This window comes from Sutterella sp. AM11-39 (assembly GCF_003472385.1).
GTDB classification, from domain to species: Bacteria; Pseudomonadota; Gammaproteobacteria; order Burkholderiales; family Burkholderiaceae_F; genus Duodenibacillus; species Duodenibacillus intestinigallinarum.
This window is the reverse complement of the sequence record NZ_QRLV01000001.1, coordinates 318,097-332,563: the sequence shown is the minus strand read 5'-3', so window position 1 is coordinate 332,563 and position 14,467 is coordinate 318,097. Positions and strand designations below refer to the sequence as shown.

General features: G+C 58.2%; 14 protein-coding genes and 1 tRNA gene. 6 read left to right on the top strand and 9 right to left on the bottom strand.

Going from position 1 to position 14,467, the window contains the following annotated elements:
* Positions 1 to 61: 61 nt before the first annotated feature.
* The 9 genes from ychF to DW133_RS01520 form a co-directional block, all read right to left on the bottom strand.
* Complete coding sequence (ychF, locus tag DW133_RS01560; protein ID WP_118274535.1) at positions 62 to 1,156, bottom strand: redox-regulated ATPase YchF; 1,095 nt, start codon at positions 1,154 to 1,156, stop codon at positions 62 to 64.
* Positions 1,157 to 1,229: 73 nt separating this feature from the next.
* Positions 1,230 to 1,886: an aminoacyl-tRNA hydrolase gene (pth, locus tag DW133_RS01555; RefSeq protein WP_118274533.1), complete on the bottom strand. Its 657-nt coding sequence runs from the start codon at positions 1,884 to 1,886 to the stop codon at positions 1,230 to 1,232.
* A 32-nt stretch (positions 1,887 to 1,918) separates the two neighbouring features.
* Positions 1,919 to 3,694, bottom strand: coding sequence for a DEAD/DEAH box helicase (locus DW133_RS01550; RefSeq protein ID WP_118274531.1), 1,776 nt, complete (start codon positions 3,692 to 3,694; stop codon positions 1,919 to 1,921).
* Positions 3,695 to 3,857: 163 nt separating this feature from the next.
* Positions 3,858 to 4,460, bottom strand: coding sequence for a 50S ribosomal protein L25/general stress protein Ctc (locus tag DW133_RS01545; RefSeq protein ID WP_118274529.1), 603 nt, complete (start codon positions 4,458 to 4,460; stop codon positions 3,858 to 3,860).
* 88 nt (positions 4,461 to 4,548) lie between these two features.
* Complete coding sequence (locus DW133_RS01540; RefSeq protein WP_118274527.1) at positions 4,549 to 5,499, bottom strand: ribose-phosphate pyrophosphokinase; 951 nt, start codon at positions 5,497 to 5,499, stop codon at positions 4,549 to 4,551.
* A gap of 208 nt (positions 5,500 to 5,707) precedes the next feature.
* A tRNA-Gln gene (locus DW133_RS01535) sits at positions 5,708 to 5,783 on the bottom strand.
* A gap of 20 nt (positions 5,784 to 5,803) precedes the next feature.
* Positions 5,804 to 6,664: a 4-(cytidine 5'-diphospho)-2-C-methyl-D-erythritol kinase gene (ispE, locus tag DW133_RS01530; RefSeq protein WP_118274525.1), complete on the bottom strand. Its 861-nt coding sequence runs from the start codon at positions 6,662 to 6,664 to the stop codon at positions 5,804 to 5,806.
* Between the two features lie 2 nt (positions 6,665 to 6,666).
* Positions 6,667 to 7,194, bottom strand: coding sequence for an outer membrane lipoprotein LolB (locus DW133_RS01525; protein ID WP_118274523.1), 528 nt, complete (start codon positions 7,192 to 7,194; stop codon positions 6,667 to 6,669).
* Positions 7,191 to 8,930: a tetratricopeptide repeat protein gene (locus tag DW133_RS01520; RefSeq protein WP_118274521.1), complete on the bottom strand. Its 1,740-nt coding sequence runs from the start codon at positions 8,928 to 8,930 to the stop codon at positions 7,191 to 7,193. The genes DW133_RS01525 and DW133_RS01520 overlap by 4 nt, the downstream gene beginning before the upstream one ends.
* A 146-nt stretch (positions 8,931 to 9,076) precedes the next feature.
* Here DW133_RS01520 and DW133_RS01515 point away from each other — a divergent pair, with 146 nt between their 5' ends.
* From DW133_RS01515 to hslV, 6 genes are all read left to right on the top strand, one after another.
* Positions 9,077 to 9,970 (top strand): lysophospholipid acyltransferase family protein, encoded by an 894-nt coding sequence (locus DW133_RS01515; protein ID WP_118274519.1) that lies wholly within the window; start codon positions 9,077 to 9,079, stop codon positions 9,968 to 9,970.
* A gap of 2 nt (positions 9,971 to 9,972) precedes the next feature.
* Positions 9,973 to 10,851 carry a diaminopimelate epimerase gene (dapF, locus tag DW133_RS01510; protein ID WP_118274517.1) on the top strand — a complete coding sequence of 293 codons (879 nt, stop codon included), beginning with the start codon at positions 9,973 to 9,975 and terminating at the stop codon, positions 10,849 to 10,851.
* Positions 10,852 to 10,884: 33 nt separating this feature from the next.
* Positions 10,885 to 12,102 (top strand): class I SAM-dependent rRNA methyltransferase, encoded by a 1,218-nt coding sequence (locus DW133_RS01505; RefSeq protein WP_118274515.1) that lies wholly within the window; start codon positions 10,885 to 10,887, stop codon positions 12,100 to 12,102.
* Between the two features lie 62 nt (positions 12,103 to 12,164).
* Positions 12,165 to 13,163, top strand: coding sequence for a GTP-binding protein (locus DW133_RS01500; RefSeq protein ID WP_233542072.1), 999 nt, complete (start codon positions 12,165 to 12,167; stop codon positions 13,161 to 13,163).
* Positions 13,164 to 13,321: 158 nt separating this feature from the next.
* A complete protein-coding gene (gene dksA / locus DW133_RS01495) occupies positions 13,322 to 13,741 on the top strand; it encodes an RNA polymerase-binding protein DksA (RefSeq protein ID WP_118274513.1) in 420 nt (139 codons plus the stop codon).
* A 185-nt stretch (positions 13,742 to 13,926) separates the two neighbouring features.
* Positions 13,927 to 14,466: an ATP-dependent protease subunit HslV gene (gene hslV, locus DW133_RS01490; RefSeq protein WP_118274511.1), complete on the top strand. Its 540-nt coding sequence runs from the start codon at positions 13,927 to 13,929 to the stop codon at positions 14,464 to 14,466.
* Position 14,467: the final 1 nt, after the last annotated feature.

Genomic DNA, 14,467 nt, shown 5'->3' with positions numbered 1-14,467 from the left:
AAAAGAGCCTTTCCGAAGTTGTCTCGAAAAGGCTCTTTGAAACGCTAACCGAAGTGGTCAGTTAGACGTTAAAGAGGAAGTTCATTACGTCGCCGTCAGCCACGACATAGTCCTTGCCTTCGGCACGCATTTTGCCGGCTTCCTGAGCTCCTTTTTCGCCCTTGTAGGCGATGTAGTCGTCGTAGCTGATCGTCTGCGCACGAATGAAGCCGCGCTCGAAGTCGGTGTGAATGACGCCGGCAGCCTGCGGAGCCGTATCGCCCTTGTGAATCGTCCAGGCTCGCACTTCCTTGACGCCGGCCGTGAAGTAGGTCTGCAGACCGAGCAGGTCATAACCGGCGCGAATCACGCGGTTGAGCCCCGGTTCGTGCATGCCCATGTCTTCCAGGAACATGGCCTTGTCTTCGTCATCGAGTTCGGCGATTTCTGCTTCGGTCTTGGCGCACACGGCTACGACCGGGGCGTGTTCGCCGGCGGCCAATTCCTTGACGGAATCGAGAAGCGGATTGTTTTCAAAGCCGTTTTCGGTGACGTTGGCCACGTACATGACGGGCTTGAGCGTGAGAAGGAACAGCGGACGGATGATCGCGAGCTCTTCCTTGGAGAGCTTGGCCGCGCGAGCGGGCTTACCTTCGTTGAGGAAAGGCAGGACCTTTTCGAGCACCTGCACGAGTTTGAGCGCTTCCTTGTCGCCGCCCTGACGAGCCTGTTTGCTCCAGCGGTTAAGCGCCTTTTCAACGGAGGCGAGGTCGGCCAGTGCTAATTCCGTATTGATGACTTCGATGTCGTCCAAGGGAGAGACTTTGCCTGCGACGTGTACGACGTTTTCGTCTTCAAAGCAGCGCACGATGTGAGCGATGGCATCGCATTCGCGAATGTTGGCAAGGAATTGGTTACCTAGACCTTCGCCCTTGCTTGCGCCTGCAACGAGGCCGGCGATGTCCACGAATTCAACGGTGGCGGGCACGATGCGTTCGGGCGAGACGATGTCGGCGAGCTTCTGCAGACGGGGATCGGGCACTTCCACGATGCCCACATTGGGCTCAATGGTGCAGAACGGATAGTTTTCCGCCGCGATGCCGGCCTTCGTTAAGGCGTTAAAGATGGTGGATTTGCCGACGTTTGGCAAACCGACGATGCCGCATTTCAGTCCCATGACGATTAAATTCCTGTGCGAAAAATATGAAATCGGATGATTAAATAATTATGGCGCAGCAAGCCGCAAATTTTTATGCTTCGGCCTCGGGCTCCTTCTTTTCGGGAGTCTTTTCGGTCTTGGCTGGCTTGGGCGGATGCGCAAACTTGCCGAGGGTGCGTTCCGCACTGTCAAATTTGCCCAGAGCAAGGTTGTCGACGGCTTTCAGAGCGCCCTCAAGACACTTCGAGATTCCTTCGTTCTGCTCGGCTGTGGCGCGCCCAAGCACCCAGTCGACCACAGCCATGCCCGGACAAAGCTTGCGCGGGTGACCAATGCCGACGCGCAGTCGCCAGAAGTCGCCCGTCGAAAGACGCTGCGTGATGTCTTTGAGACCGTTGTGGCCGGCGTTGCTGCCGCCGAACTTCAGACGCATCGTGCCGGGTACGAGATCGAGTTCGTCGTGTACCACCAGAATTTCTTCCGGCGAAATCTTGTAATAAGCAGCCAATGGCTGCACGGCCTGTCCCGACAGATTCATGTAGGTCGAAGGCTTGAGCAGCCACACGTCGCCGGCGGGCGTCGAAATGCGGGCCGTCTCGCCGAAGAACTTGGCCTGATGTGAGAAACGCGCGCCTTTAGCCTGAGCCAGACGGTCGAGGAAGTCAAAGCCGACATTGTGGCGGGTGTTTCTGTATTCGTCGCCCGGGTTGCCGAGACCGACGATGAGAGCAATGGGCTTTTGAGCCATGATGCAGTCTTCCTTTTGGTCCGAACGGTCCGTTATTCGTAGAAACGGGACGTATCGGACGATTTCTTCTTTTTATCCTTGGCTTTGCCGCGGTGATTCTTTTTGCGATCGTCCCTTTTGTCGAACTGGCGCTTGGGCTTGCCGGTGCCTTCCTCGCGATCATCAAAGCGCTTTGGGGCACGGTCGAACTTGATCGTCACGCGGCGGCCTTTGATCGTGCTGTCCTTAAGCGATTCGACGACGGCCGAGGCAACAGACTTTTCTACTTCTACGAGCGTAAAGGATTCGGTGATTTCGATGGCCCCGATCTTGCGGCTTGCGATGCCCGCTTCGTTGGCGATGGCTCCGACAATGTCGCCGGGACGCACGCCGGATTTGTGACCGGCGCCGATGAAGATGCGGCTCATGCCGGCCTCGGGGGTCTCGGTCAGGCGACTGGCTCGGGCTCTTTCGCGCTTGGGGCGGTCAAAGAACATCGGCTCGGGAATTTCTTCCTCGTCGCCGGTACCGTTGACGGCACGGTTGGCAAGAGAGACGGCTGCGCAGGCGACATCCATCGGATCGAACTGCGTGCACAGCGATTCGACGATCACACGGTAGCGCTCACTTTGCTCGGTGTTGGAAAGCTCTTCGGCAATGGAATTCTTCAGTGCCGACAGACGCTTGGCACGCGCATCGGTAAGCGTGGGAACCGTGCGCACTTCAATCTTGGCCTTGGTGTGCGATTCCAGAAAGCGCAGGCGGCGATGTTCGCGAGGCTCGATGACGGAGATGGCAGTACCGCTGCGGCCGGCACGTCCCGTACGGCCGATACGGTGTACGTAGGTTTCAGGCGAGGCGGGCAACCCCAGGTTGACCACGTGCGTGAGGTTTTCCAGGTCAATGCCGCGGGCGGCGACGTCCGTGGCAACGATGAGTTCGATGGAGCCGTTTTTGGCGCGCTTCATAACGCGGTCGCGGCTGGCCTGATCAAGACCGCCGTGAAGAGCCTCTACGGAAAATCCGCGGGCGCGCATGGCTTCCGTGACTTCGTCGACTTCGACGCGAGTGCGGGCAAAGCAGATGGCAAGTTCGGCTTCTTCGACTTCGAGAATGCGGGCGAGCGCAGCCAAGCGATGCGGGCGCGCCACAACGTAGGCGACCTGCGGCACGCGAGGCGCTTCTTCCGTGGTGTTTTTCTCGATGACGATGTGTTTCGGGTTCTTGAGATGCTTGTTGGCGATTTCAAGAATGCGCTCGGGCAGCGTCGCCGAAAAGAGCGCCGTTTGGTGCGTTTCGGGAAGCGCAGCGGTGAGTTCTTCGAGTTCTTCTGCAAAACCCATGTCGAGCATTTCGTCGGCTTCGTCCATCACGAAGAACTGGACATGGGAGAGGTCAAGCGTTCCGCGGTGCAGATGATCAAGCGCGCGGCCGGGCGTGGCAACGACGACGTGAACGCCGCGCTTTAAGAGTCGGATCTGGCGCGAGTAGTCCTGGCCGCCGTAGATGGGGCAGGTTTCCAGACCGCTGTCTTGGCCGAGATTGACGAAGCTTTCGCTCACCTGCAGGCACAACTCTCGCGTGGGCGTGAGAACGAGCACGCGGGGAGCGCCGGGCTTAGCTTCGGTGCCGGCAAAAACTTCTACGGCGGGCAGCGCAAAGGCTGCCGTCTTGCCGGTGCCGGTGGCGGCCTGACCCAAGACGTCGCCGCCTTTGATGAGTTCAGGAACTGCGGCGGACTGAATCGGCGTCGGCTCTTCAAAGCCCAGACGCGCAACGGTCTCGCAGAGTTTTTCGGAAAGCCCCAGAGGAGCAAAGGCGGAGGTCATGCAAACGGTCTCAAGTCAAAGCGCTCACTTTGTGGCGCAAAAAATAAAACCCGTTTTCTGCGGCAGCACCCAACGGATGCCTTTGGCAAAGAACGGGCTTGGGCTGCGTACAGCCGCGCTTTTTCAAAGAAAGGCACGGCCGTTGATGCAACGAACTGCGCGATTAGGCGGCAGGCGTAGCAGCTTCCTCGGTAGCAGCGGTGTCGGCATCGTCGCCGGCCACATTGGCAACCGTAGCAACCGGGGTTTCGGGGTTGACGGCGGTCACGCCGGCGGGCAGCGTGATGTCGCCCACGCGCAGCGTGGTCTGGCTGGTCATGCCGGAGAGATCCACGTCGATGAATTCGGGCAGATCCTTGGGCAGGCAGGAAACTTCCACAGCGCTCACGAGGTGGCTGATGAGGCCCTTGTCGATCTTGACGGCCGGGCTGTTTTCACCGCCGAAGAAGTGCAGCGGCACGCGCATCGTCACGTTGGCGTTCGGGTCGATACGCTGGAAGTCCATGTGCAGAACCTGGTTCTTGTACGGGTGCATCTGGAAGGCACGCAGGACCACGAGCTGTTCAGTGCCGTCGAGTTCCATCGTCAGGATGGAGGAATGGAACTTTTCCTTCTGCAGCGCGTAGAACATTTCGTTGTGATCGATGGAGATCATGGCTGCAGGCTGGTTCAGGCCGTAAAGGATTGCGGGAACCTTGGCTTCGCGGCGAAGGCGGCGGCTCGCACTCGTACCTTGCGTTGCGCGGGTAGCGGCGGTGAATTTCATGGTTAAGTACCTCAAAATAAACAAAAAAGTGTTCGCAACCGCGACCAGTTGCGAACAGGTTTTAAAAAAGGATTCGGATTGTAGCGGATTATTCGTTAAAAAGCTCGCTCACCGAATCTTCGCGCGCGATGCGCGAAATCGTTTCGCCCACCAGAGGCGCGCAGGAGAGCTGGCGGATCTTGGGGCATTCCTGCGCTTCGGGGCGCAGCGGAATCGTGTCGGTCACCACGACTTCGTCAAGAGCGGAGTTCTTGATGCGTTCGATGGCGTTGCCGGAGAAAACCGGGTGCGCTGCATAGGCGAGCACACGGGTAGCGCCGCGCTCCTTCAGAGCGCCGGCGGCGTTGCACAAGGTGCCGGCCGTATCGACGATGTCGTCGGTGATGACGCAGGTGCGGCCTTTCACTTCACCGATGATGTTCATGATTTCGGCGACGTTGGCGCGGGGACGACGCTTGTCGATGATGGCGAGATCAACGCCGAGTTCCTTGGCCATGGCACGAGCACGAACCACGCCACCCACGTCAGGCGAGACCACCATCAGGTCGGGATACTGGTGCGAGACCAAGTCGTTCAACAGAACGGGCGTCGAGTAAATGTTGTCGACCGGAACGTCGAAGAAGCCCTGAATCTGATCAGCGTGCAGATCCATCGTCAGCACGCGGTCAATGCCCACGCTCTGGAGCATGTTCGCGACGACCTTGGCGGAGATGGCCACACGGGCCGAACGGGGACGACGGTCCTGACGGGCGTAGCCGTAATAGGGCATCACGGCGGTGATGCGGCGGCACGAAGCGCGGCGCAGAGCATCAACCATGATCATCAGCTCCATCAGATTGTCGTTGGTCGGCGCACAGGTGCTCTGCAGCACGAAAGCGTCACAGCCGCGGACGTTCTCGTTGATTTCAACCATAACTTCACCGTCGGAGAAGCGGTTGACGGTTGCCCGCCCAAGCGGGATGTTCAGGTACTGAGCCACTGCATGAGCAAGCTTGGGATTGGCATTCCCCGAGAAGACCTTCAGGCTGTCAGAAATCATTTTTACCCTCTGAAAAGTGGGTGCGTGCACGAATAACAACGCAAAAAATTTTTGATGCGAAACGCATCCGCAAACGGGAAATTTTTTTCTCGTCCGCCAAAAAAATAAAACCGCGCCAAGCAGTCTAGGACGCTCTTTACAAATTGCAAAGATTTTCCGAGACGCCTGCGCAGTTCGTTGTGCAGGAAAAACACTCAAAACAGTGTTTTGGCAGGGGTGGAAGGATTCGAACCTTCGCATACCGGAATCAAAATCCGGTGCCTTAACCACTTGGCGACACCCCTGTCCGTTTCTCTCGTCTTTATCAGCTCGCTAAGCAATCGACGGACGGATGTTCCTGAAGAATCTTCGCAACGTATCCCCGCATGGGATACGTCACGGAGCCGAGCGCCTCTGCGGCGTTCTTTTCCGAGTCGAAAAGCGCAAAAACCGCGGAGCCGGATCCCGTCATTCGGGCACCGGAGCCGAGTGTTTGCAGGGCTTTTCCGATTTCAGGATTGATCCGTACAGCAACGGGTTGCAAATCGTTTCGGCCGATCGGCTCGGGCCACTGATTGCTGAGTTGCTGAGAAAGAGACGAAATTTTCAAGGATTTCGTGTCTCTTGTCAAGGCTGGATGCTGAAAAATCAACGCTGTAGCGGTGGGCTGAGACGGCATGACGATTGCCGCCCAGGCTGAGGGGACGGCCATCGGCCTGAGAATGCCGCCGGTGCCTTGCGCAAAGGCGTTTTGTCCGAAGAGAAAGAAGGGGACGTCGGCACCGAGCGATTCGCCGATCGGCATGAGTTTTTTTCGCGGCCAGTTCAGTCCCCAGAGCTTGTTGAGTCCCATCAGGGTGCTTGCACAATCGCTGGAGCCGCCGCCCATGCCGGCGCCAGCGGGAATGCGTTTTTTCACGAGGATGCGACAGCCAAGCGTCGTGCCGCTTGCCTGTTGCAGAGCGCGGGCGGCGCGCACGCAAAGGTCTTTTTCCACGTCTCCTACGACGTCGCCCGTACGTGTGATTTCGCCGCTCGGGTCAAGCTCCAGAACGATGTCGTCGCACAGATCAATCAGCACGAACACGGATTCAAGCAGATGCATGCCGTCGGAGCGTTGCCCCACTACGTGCAGAAAAAGGTTGAGTTTGGCCGGAGCCTTGAGTTCGAGCGACGAAGCGGTCATGGTTATTCGATGACTAGGGTCAGAGTGATCTGTCTCGGGGTGCTCTGCGAGAGCGTGACGAGTGCGGGAGAGCCGTCGGGCTTGCGGCGCCTGACGGCGATTTGCCATCCCGATTGCGTGAAAGAGTCGTCAGCAACTTGAGCGGGGGCCTGTACCCAGGGTTCACCTGAAAGCCATGACGAGAGCATGTCGGCGGGCAGTCCGAAGCCCAGGTGCTGCTGCATCAATTCTTGGGCGCTTGCGGCCGAGTCGAAGGCGCCCTCACTTTCTTTGTTGGGACGCTCGAGCGTGGCGCCTTCGGGCGTGACGGTGATGCGGGCGAGGATGCCGTAAAGCGGAGTCATGAGCGTGAGTTCGGTAAGGTCTTTCGACTCAACGAGCTTCCAGCGTCCGGTTACGGCTTCGGCGCCTTTGGGGCCCACGGCGCGTAGCGAAAAGCGCCCGGCGCGTTCACGTGTGCCGGGCGAGTGCACGGCCGTGCAGCCGCTCAGGAGCACGAGGGAACTAAGAAACAGCGTTCGGCGCTTCATTTGGCCGGGCCCCGATGGTGGCGCAACTCTTTAGCCTTCGTGTTGTTCGGTTCGCCCTCGAGCACCGAGGCGATGTAGCTGTCGGCCTCGGCGGTCTTGCCGACCACGTAGAGAATTTCAGCCAGATGCAGCGCGATCTCGGTGTCGGCCGGCAAAGCGTTTTGTGCCTTGCGCACGAGCGACTCGGCCTCCTCAAGTCGGCCCTGACGATAACGCAGCCAGCCCAGAGAGTCGGTGATAGCCGCATCCTTGCCGCCGCTCAGTTCCATTGCCTTGTTGAGATAGCGCTCGGCTTTGTCGAGATGCATCGCGCGGTCGACCCACAAAAATCCCAGAGAATTCCAGCCGTTGGGGTTGTCCGGATTTTCGGCAATAAAGCGTTCAAAGAGCTTTTCGGCATCTTTGAAACGGTCCTGTTGCACGGCGAGGATGGCGGTGCGGTAAAGCAGCTCGGGATTCTTGGGACCGGCTTCGAGCGCCTCAATCAGCACGTCCAGAGCCGGAGTGAACTGCTTGGTCTTCAAAAGCAATTCGGCGCAGGCCACGTCCAGACTCATCTTGCGTTTGGCATCCGTCGTGCGGATGCCGCGCAAAACCTTGCAGGCGCCGTCCACGCTGCCGGATTCGGCAAGCAGTTCGGCCTGCTTGATGCGGGCGGCTTCGTACTTGTCGCCGCCTTCGACGCGGTCGAGCCACTCAATGGCGGCCTTGCGGTCGCCCTGAGCGAGCTTGACCATGCCTAAGCGCACGTATGCCGTATCGGGCAGCAGCGCCGTCTTTTCGGCTTTGCTCAAAAGCACGAGGTAGCGCTTGTAGTAGAGTTCGGCGCGTTCGTAGAGGCGAGCTTCTTCGGCGATCATGCCCAGAAGCATCATGCTGTGCGCATCGTCGCGGCGGCCTTCTTCCAGGCGCTTGAGCTGCTCGTCGAGCTTCTTGCCGTTGCCGGTACGAAGCAGTGACTTGGCGTAGGCCAGACGCAGTTCAAAGGAGTCCGGGTGGCGCGTGAGATAGTCTTCCAAGCGCTTCATGGCCTTTTTGGGATCGTTTTGAAACTCCGCGTCAATGCCTTTCATCAGCACGTGAGGACTGTCAGGCGCAAGATCCATTGCCTTGGACGCGTGCATGGCGGCTTGGGGCGTCATGCGGGCGCGATTGGCGAGTTCGGAGAGCACGAGCTGAGCACGGGCATCTTCTTTGAGATCAACGGCCGCCTTGACGAAGGCGTGATAAAAGAGATCTTTGGCGGGAGCCACTTGCTGCATTCCACCGAGTTCGTCCAAGGCGCCTGCCGGATCGCGCGCCGCCTGCACCAGACCTTTGACAAGTTCGCCCGCTTCATCGTATTTGCCTTGGCTAAAGAGCTCTTCGGCTTTGATCAGCCGAACTTGACGGTTGTTGGGATCAAGTTCCGTCCAGACCTTGAGAGCCTGATCAGCCGCTTCTTCGTTGTCTGCTTCCTGCGCAATGTCAAAGGCGCGTCCCGCAGCTTCGGCCGAGCGGCCTTTTTGCGCTGCGGTAAGGAAAGCCTTCCATGCCAGTTCCGAGTCGCCGGACTGCACGGCGAATTCACCGACGAGAAGACTGCGGATGATGTCGGCATCCTGCGCGGACTTTTGGGCAGCAGCGTGATCGGCACGGCTGACCGTGCCGGAAGCCAGAGGGGATGCGGCGTGGACGGCGGCAAAACCCAGAACGGCACCGAGAAGAATGCTAAGCGAAGTACGAATGGCAGACATGCGAAAAATACAAGCGGTACGAAAGCAAACAGGCAATCAGCCTCTTTCAAACGATCAATGAGTATAGCGGGCACAGCCCGCAAGCGGCTTAAACGGCAGGTTGAGTTGTTACAATCGCTAGGCTTAAAGAGGATTTTTTACTGCTCATGATTCTTAACCTTCTATCGCGGTTCTGGATTGCGGTCATCAAAAGCCTGCGCCACGTACCCGTGAGCGTTCGCTCGGGCCTGGCCGCCCTGCTCGCTTTTGTGTTTTGGCTCGTCATTCCGAAGCGCCGTCGCGTGACGCTCACCAATCTGAGGTTGTGTTTCCCGGATAAGACTGAAGCCGAACGCCGTCAAATTGCAAAAAGTTTTTACCGAAAACTCATGCGCGCCGCACTCGATCACGGCGTGCTCTGGGCTGGCTCGCGCGATGAGGTCGCGGCCATGGTGCGCTTTGAAGGAGTCGAAAACATCACGGAAACAGTTGCCCGCGGTGAACATCTGATCGTGATTTCTCCGCACTTTGTGGGGCTTGATGCCGCAGGCATCGGGCTGAATCTGCACGTGCGCGGCTGCTCGCTCTACCAAAAGCAAGCCAATCCGGTCTGGGACGAAGCGGCCCTCAAGGGGCGGCTGCGCTTTGCCAATCCGGAACTGATCGCCAAGCACGGCCGCGGTGACCTCAAGGCCGTGATCCGCGCCATGAATAAGGGACTGCCCTTTTACTATCTCCCCGACATGGATCACGGGCGGAAGAACTCCATCTTCATTCCGTTTTTCGGGGTGCCTGCGGCAACCGTGCCGATGGCCTGCCGACTGGCCAAGCTTACGCGCGCCAAGGTTTGCATGTGTATCGCCGAGATGACCGATAAGGGTTACGTGGTGCATATCTCTCCGGCTTGGGAGAACTACCCGACCGACGATGTCGAAGCCGATACCCGTCGCATCACGGCCGAACTCGAGAACTGGATTTTGAAGCTGCCGGATCAGTACCTCTGGTCGCATCGACGTTTTAAGACGCGCCCCGAGGGTGAACCTTCCGTTTACGAAGACTAACTATGCGATTTACAAAAATGCAGGGCGCAGGCAACGACTTCGTCATGCTCGACGCCACGCAGGAACCGTTTATGCTCACGAGCCAGCAGATCCGTGCGTTGTGCGATCGACGCTACGGCGTGGGATGCGATCAGCTGCTGGTGGTGGAAAAAAGCGAGTTGCCCGACATTGATTTCAAGTACCGCATATTTAATTGCAGCGGCGGCGAGGTCGAAATGTGCGGCAATGGCGCGCGCTGCTTTGCGGTTTTCGTGCGAGAGCTTGGCCTGACGGATAAAAAGATGATTGCCTGCGAAACGGTTAAGGGAATCATTCGTCCGCATATCGAAGACGACGGCACGGTCACGGTTGATATGGGCAGGCCCCGTTTTGAGGCTGACGACGTCGGTCTTGTCGGTGAGGGGGTGGAAACGCAAATCGAAGGCGAAGCGACGCTTTATAAAATCACGGCCGCAGGAGTTGATAACTGGGTGAGCATCGTTTCGATGGGCAATCCTCACGCCGTTCGTTTGGTTAAGGACGTTGCGACCGATCTGGTCGGCGCCGTGGGCAGCACCTTACAGGAAATGCCGGTGTTTGAGCACCAGGTCAACGCCGGATTCATGCAGGTCATCAGCCGAAAGGAAGTCAACCTTCGTGTCTACGAACGTGGCGCAGGCGAGACGCTTGCCTGCGGGTCGGGGGCGTGCGCCGCGGTCGTCTCAGGCATTCGCCGCGGCCTTTTGGACAACGACGTGCTCGTTCACATGCGCGGCGGCGACATTCGCGTTCGCTGGAGCGGACAGGCCCAAGACTCGGTCTACTTGTCGGGTCCGGCCGTGACTGTTTTTACCGGCGAAATCGAGCTTGATCGGATCGTGTTGCCGACGGCCGGTTTCTGAGAAAGATTTTTTGATACGAATTTGAGAATCGACATGCAAGACATCGTTTTAAAGAAAGACAAAGAAAAAAGTCTGCTGCGCCGCCATCCGTGGGTCTACGACACGGCCGTTGCCAAGGCCGGACAAAAGGGCGTCAAGATTGCCGCCGGCGAAATGGTGCGCGTGGTCTCGCACGACGGCCGAGAGTTGGGCTTTGGCGGTTGGTCACCCGCTTCCACATTGCGTGTGCGCATGTTCACCTACGCCGGAGAAGAAGCGCCGCAGCCGGGTTTTCTCACGCGGCGCATCGAGAAGGCCGTTGCCGCTCGCGCATCCCTCTTGGAACGCACCAATGCCCGCCGTTTGGTCTTTGCCGAAGCCGACGGCATTCCGGGGCTGGTGGCCGATATGTACGGCGACTGGGTTGTGACGCAGTTTCAGAGCGCGGCCGTACAGGCAAACAGCGAAGAGATCGTGGCCGCTTTGATGAAGTGCACGGGTGCCAGGGGCGTGTTCGATCGTTCGGATGCGGCCACCCGCAAGCGAGAAGGTCTAGAAGAGCACGTGGGCGTGCTTGCCGGAGAAGAGCCTCCTGCCATCATCGAAGTTGTAGAAGACGGTGTGAAGTATGGTGTGGATGTGCGCGTGGGGCACAAGACGGGCTTTTACGTCGATCAGCGCGAAAGCCGATTGGCCGCGCAAAACATCGCCCGCGCCTTCAAGAAGGAAACCGGTCGCGGACTTCGAGCGCTTAATTGCTTCTGCTACACCGGCGGCTTTTCGCTTGCGCTGGCCGCTGGCGGCGCCGAAGAAGTGGTGAGCGTCGATTCTTCGGCCGAAGCGCTTGCCCGTGCACAGGCCAATGCCGAACTCAACGGTTTTGCGCCGGATGTGTGCAAGTGGCAGCAGGCCGACGTCTTCGACTATCTGCGCCGGGTCCGCGAAGCGGGGGACACGTACGATCTCATCATTCTGGATCCTCCCAAGTTCGCTTCGAGTCACTATCATGTGGATCGCGCCGCAAGAGCTTACAAGGACATCAACCTCAACGGTCTGCGCCTGCTTCGCGCCGGCGGTCAGCTGCTGACGTTCTCCTGTTCGGGTGCCATCGATACGGATCTTTTCCAGAAGATTGTTGCCGGTGCCGTCATTGATTCGCGACGACAGGCCTGGGCGCTGTCGCGCTTCGGTGCCGGGGTCGATCATCCGCTGCTGATGACGTTCCCCGAGGGCGAATACCTCAAGGGCTTGCACCTGAAGCTCTGCGATTGAGATTTTACGGAAGGCGCCTTTGTCGAGGCGCTTTTTCTGTTGTGATGGAAGGACAAGACAAAATGACGGAAGACTTTGATCCGATGGCCGAACCCGATATTTCGGTCACAGTGCTCACGGGCTTTCTGGGTGCCGGCAAGACGACGCTTCTGAACCGCATCCTGCAGGAAAACCACGGCCGCAAGATCGCCGTGATCGAAAACGAACTCGGCGAACAGACCATTGACAACGATTTGCTTGTGCAGGACGGCGCCGAACAGATCGTTACGATGAACAACGGCTGCATCTGCTGTACGATCCGCGGCGATCTGTCGCGCGTGCTCACGAACCTGCGCATCCAGCGTGACAAAGGCGAGATTGATTTTGATCACGTCGTCATCGAAACCACGGGTGTGGCCAATCCCGGCCCCGTCTGCCAGACCTTCTTTATGGACGATGCGGTCGCGGCCTTTTTCCGCCTCGACGGCGTGGTGACGCTTGTTGACGCCAAGCATGCCGACGAAACGATCGCCAAGGAAGAGGTGGCTCTTGATCAGATCGCTTTTGCCGACCGCATTTTCATTTCCAAGGCCGATCTGGTGAGCTCTGAAGAACTCGCTGCGCTCAAGGAGCGTCTGATTGCGATCAACCCCCGCGCCCCCATCGAAGTGGCTGACATGGGCAATGTGCCCATCGATAAGGTGATCGACATCTACGGCTTTAACATGAACGACATTTTGGATGTCGATCCGACGTTTCTTACCGGAGCACACAAGCATCATCACGGTGACGATGTGGCCGCGTTTGTCTTTACGTCCGACAAGCCGTTCGACGCGCCCCGCTTTGAGCAGTACTTACAAAGCTTGGTGGCGGTCTACGGCCCCGACATGCTGCGCTACAAGGGAGTGCTCTATCTGAAGGGGACGGATCGCCGCTGTGTGGTGCAGGGCGTGCACATGGTGTTCGGGGCTGACGTGCTCGGTCCTTGGGGGGAGAACAAACCCGAAACCAAGTTTGTGATCATCGGACGCAAATTGCCTAAAGAGGCGATTCTCAAGGGATTTGAATCCTGTCTGGCCTGAGGCCGGTTTGAAAAACGTTACAAGTCGGCGGGTACAAATAGTCATAGATTTCAAGCTTTTGTGCTATTGTGTGCGCCTTCAAAAAGCATCGGCGTTTACGCGGACTCATTTTTCACGCCGCCGGCGCTGAGACTACTTCTGTAGATCGAAAGAGTTTTATGGCAACAAAAAAGACTTTGACCGAGCAAGAGCTCTTGGCGATGTCCGACAAGGACTACATGAACGACAAGCAGCTTGAGTTTTTCCGCAACCGTCTGACGGAGATGGAAGCAGAACTGCGCCACAACGCCGGCCAGACGACTGAAAATCTGCGCGAATCGACTGTGGTGCCTGATCCGGCCGACCGTGCGACGATCGAAGAGGAACACGCACTCGAACTGCGCACTCGCGACCGCGAACGCAAGCTTCTCAAGAAGGTGCAGGCGGCCATCAAGCGCATTGACGAAGGCGAATACGGCTATTGCGAAGAAACCGGCGAACCGATCGGCGTGCGCCGTCTTCTGGCCCGCCCGACGGCTACGCTTTCTCTGGAAGCGCAGGAACGCCGCGAGATTAAGCAGAAGATGTTCGGCGACTGATACGTCGACGTCTGGTGCGGTTTTTTGGCGTCCAGGCCCGAGGAAGTTCTCGGGCTCGAGCCCTTGTGCAATTTTCTTTTGACGTCAACCGCGCAAAAACACGTAAGAGGAAGGCTCAAGCCTTCCTTTTTCGTAAGGACAAGCCGGATTTTTGAAGTAATCTGGACGGATACAAAGAGGATCTTATGGAACAGTTTCACGGAACGACCATAGTGTGTGTGCGCCGCGGTAACACCGTGACGATGGGCGGCGACGGACAGGTGACGCTCGGCAACGTTGTCTTCAAGGCAACCGCACGCAAGGTGCGCCGCATTTATCACGACCGCATTTTGGTCGGTTTTGCCGGCGCTACGGCCGATGCCTTCACACTGGTGGAGCGCTTCGAGGGCGAACTCGAAAAGCATTCGGGCAATTTGATGCGCGCGGCAGTGGAGCTAGCCAAACTGTGGCGCACCGATCGCATGTTGCGTCATCTTGAAGCCATGATGATCGTGGCCGACAAGGACGCCACGCTGGTGCTCTCAGGTAACGGCGATGTGATCGAACCCGAAGGCGGCATTGCTGCGATCGGCTCGGGCGGTAATTATGCTCTGTCGGCTGCACGAGCTCTGAAGGAACACACCGAAATGGATGCTCCTTCCATCGTCAAGGCGGCCTTGGATATCGCAGGCGACATCTGCATCTACACCAACCGCAACCAGACCATCGAAACGTTGCAAGGCTAAT

Excerpts from the sequence above, each read along its gene's own strand:
- ychF (WP_118274535.1), bottom strand. The coding sequence starts at position 1,156 with ATGGGACTGAAATGCGGCATCGTCGGTTTGCCAAACGTCGGCAAATCC.
- pth (WP_118274533.1), bottom strand. The coding sequence starts at position 1,886 with ATGGCTCAAAAGCCCATTGCTCTCATCGTCGGTCTCGGCAACCCGGGC.
- DW133_RS01550 (WP_118274531.1), bottom strand. The coding sequence starts at position 3,694 with ATGACCTCCGCCTTTGCTCCTCTGGGGCTTTCCGAAAAACTCTGCGAG.
- DW133_RS01545 (WP_118274529.1), bottom strand. The coding sequence starts at position 4,460 with ATGAAATTCACCGCCGCTACCCGCGCAACGCAAGGTACGAGTGCGAGC.
- DW133_RS01540 (WP_118274527.1), bottom strand. The coding sequence starts at position 5,499 with ATGATTTCTGACAGCCTGAAGGTCTTCTCGGGGAATGCCAATCCCAAG.
- ispE (WP_118274525.1), bottom strand. The coding sequence starts at position 6,664 with ATGACCGCTTCGTCGCTCGAACTCAAGGCTCCGGCCAAACTCAACCTT.
- DW133_RS01525 (WP_118274523.1), bottom strand. The coding sequence starts at position 7,194 with ATGAAGCGCCGAACGCTGTTTCTTAGTTCCCTCGTGCTCCTGAGCGGC.
- DW133_RS01520 (WP_118274521.1), bottom strand. The coding sequence starts at position 8,930 with ATGTCTGCCATTCGTACTTCGCTTAGCATTCTTCTCGGTGCCGTTCTG.
- DW133_RS01515 (WP_118274519.1), top strand. The coding sequence starts at position 9,077 with ATGATTCTTAACCTTCTATCGCGGTTCTGGATTGCGGTCATCAAAAGC.
- dapF (WP_118274517.1), top strand. The coding sequence starts at position 9,973 with ATGCGATTTACAAAAATGCAGGGCGCAGGCAACGACTTCGTCATGCTC.
- DW133_RS01505 (WP_118274515.1), top strand. The coding sequence starts at position 10,885 with ATGCAAGACATCGTTTTAAAGAAAGACAAAGAAAAAAGTCTGCTGCGC.
- DW133_RS01500 (WP_233542072.1), top strand. The coding sequence starts at position 12,165 with ATGACGGAAGACTTTGATCCGATGGCCGAACCCGATATTTCGGTCACA.
- dksA (WP_118274513.1), top strand. The coding sequence starts at position 13,322 with ATGGCAACAAAAAAGACTTTGACCGAGCAAGAGCTCTTGGCGATGTCC.
- hslV (WP_118274511.1), top strand. The coding sequence starts at position 13,927 with ATGGAACAGTTTCACGGAACGACCATAGTGTGTGTGCGCCGCGGTAAC.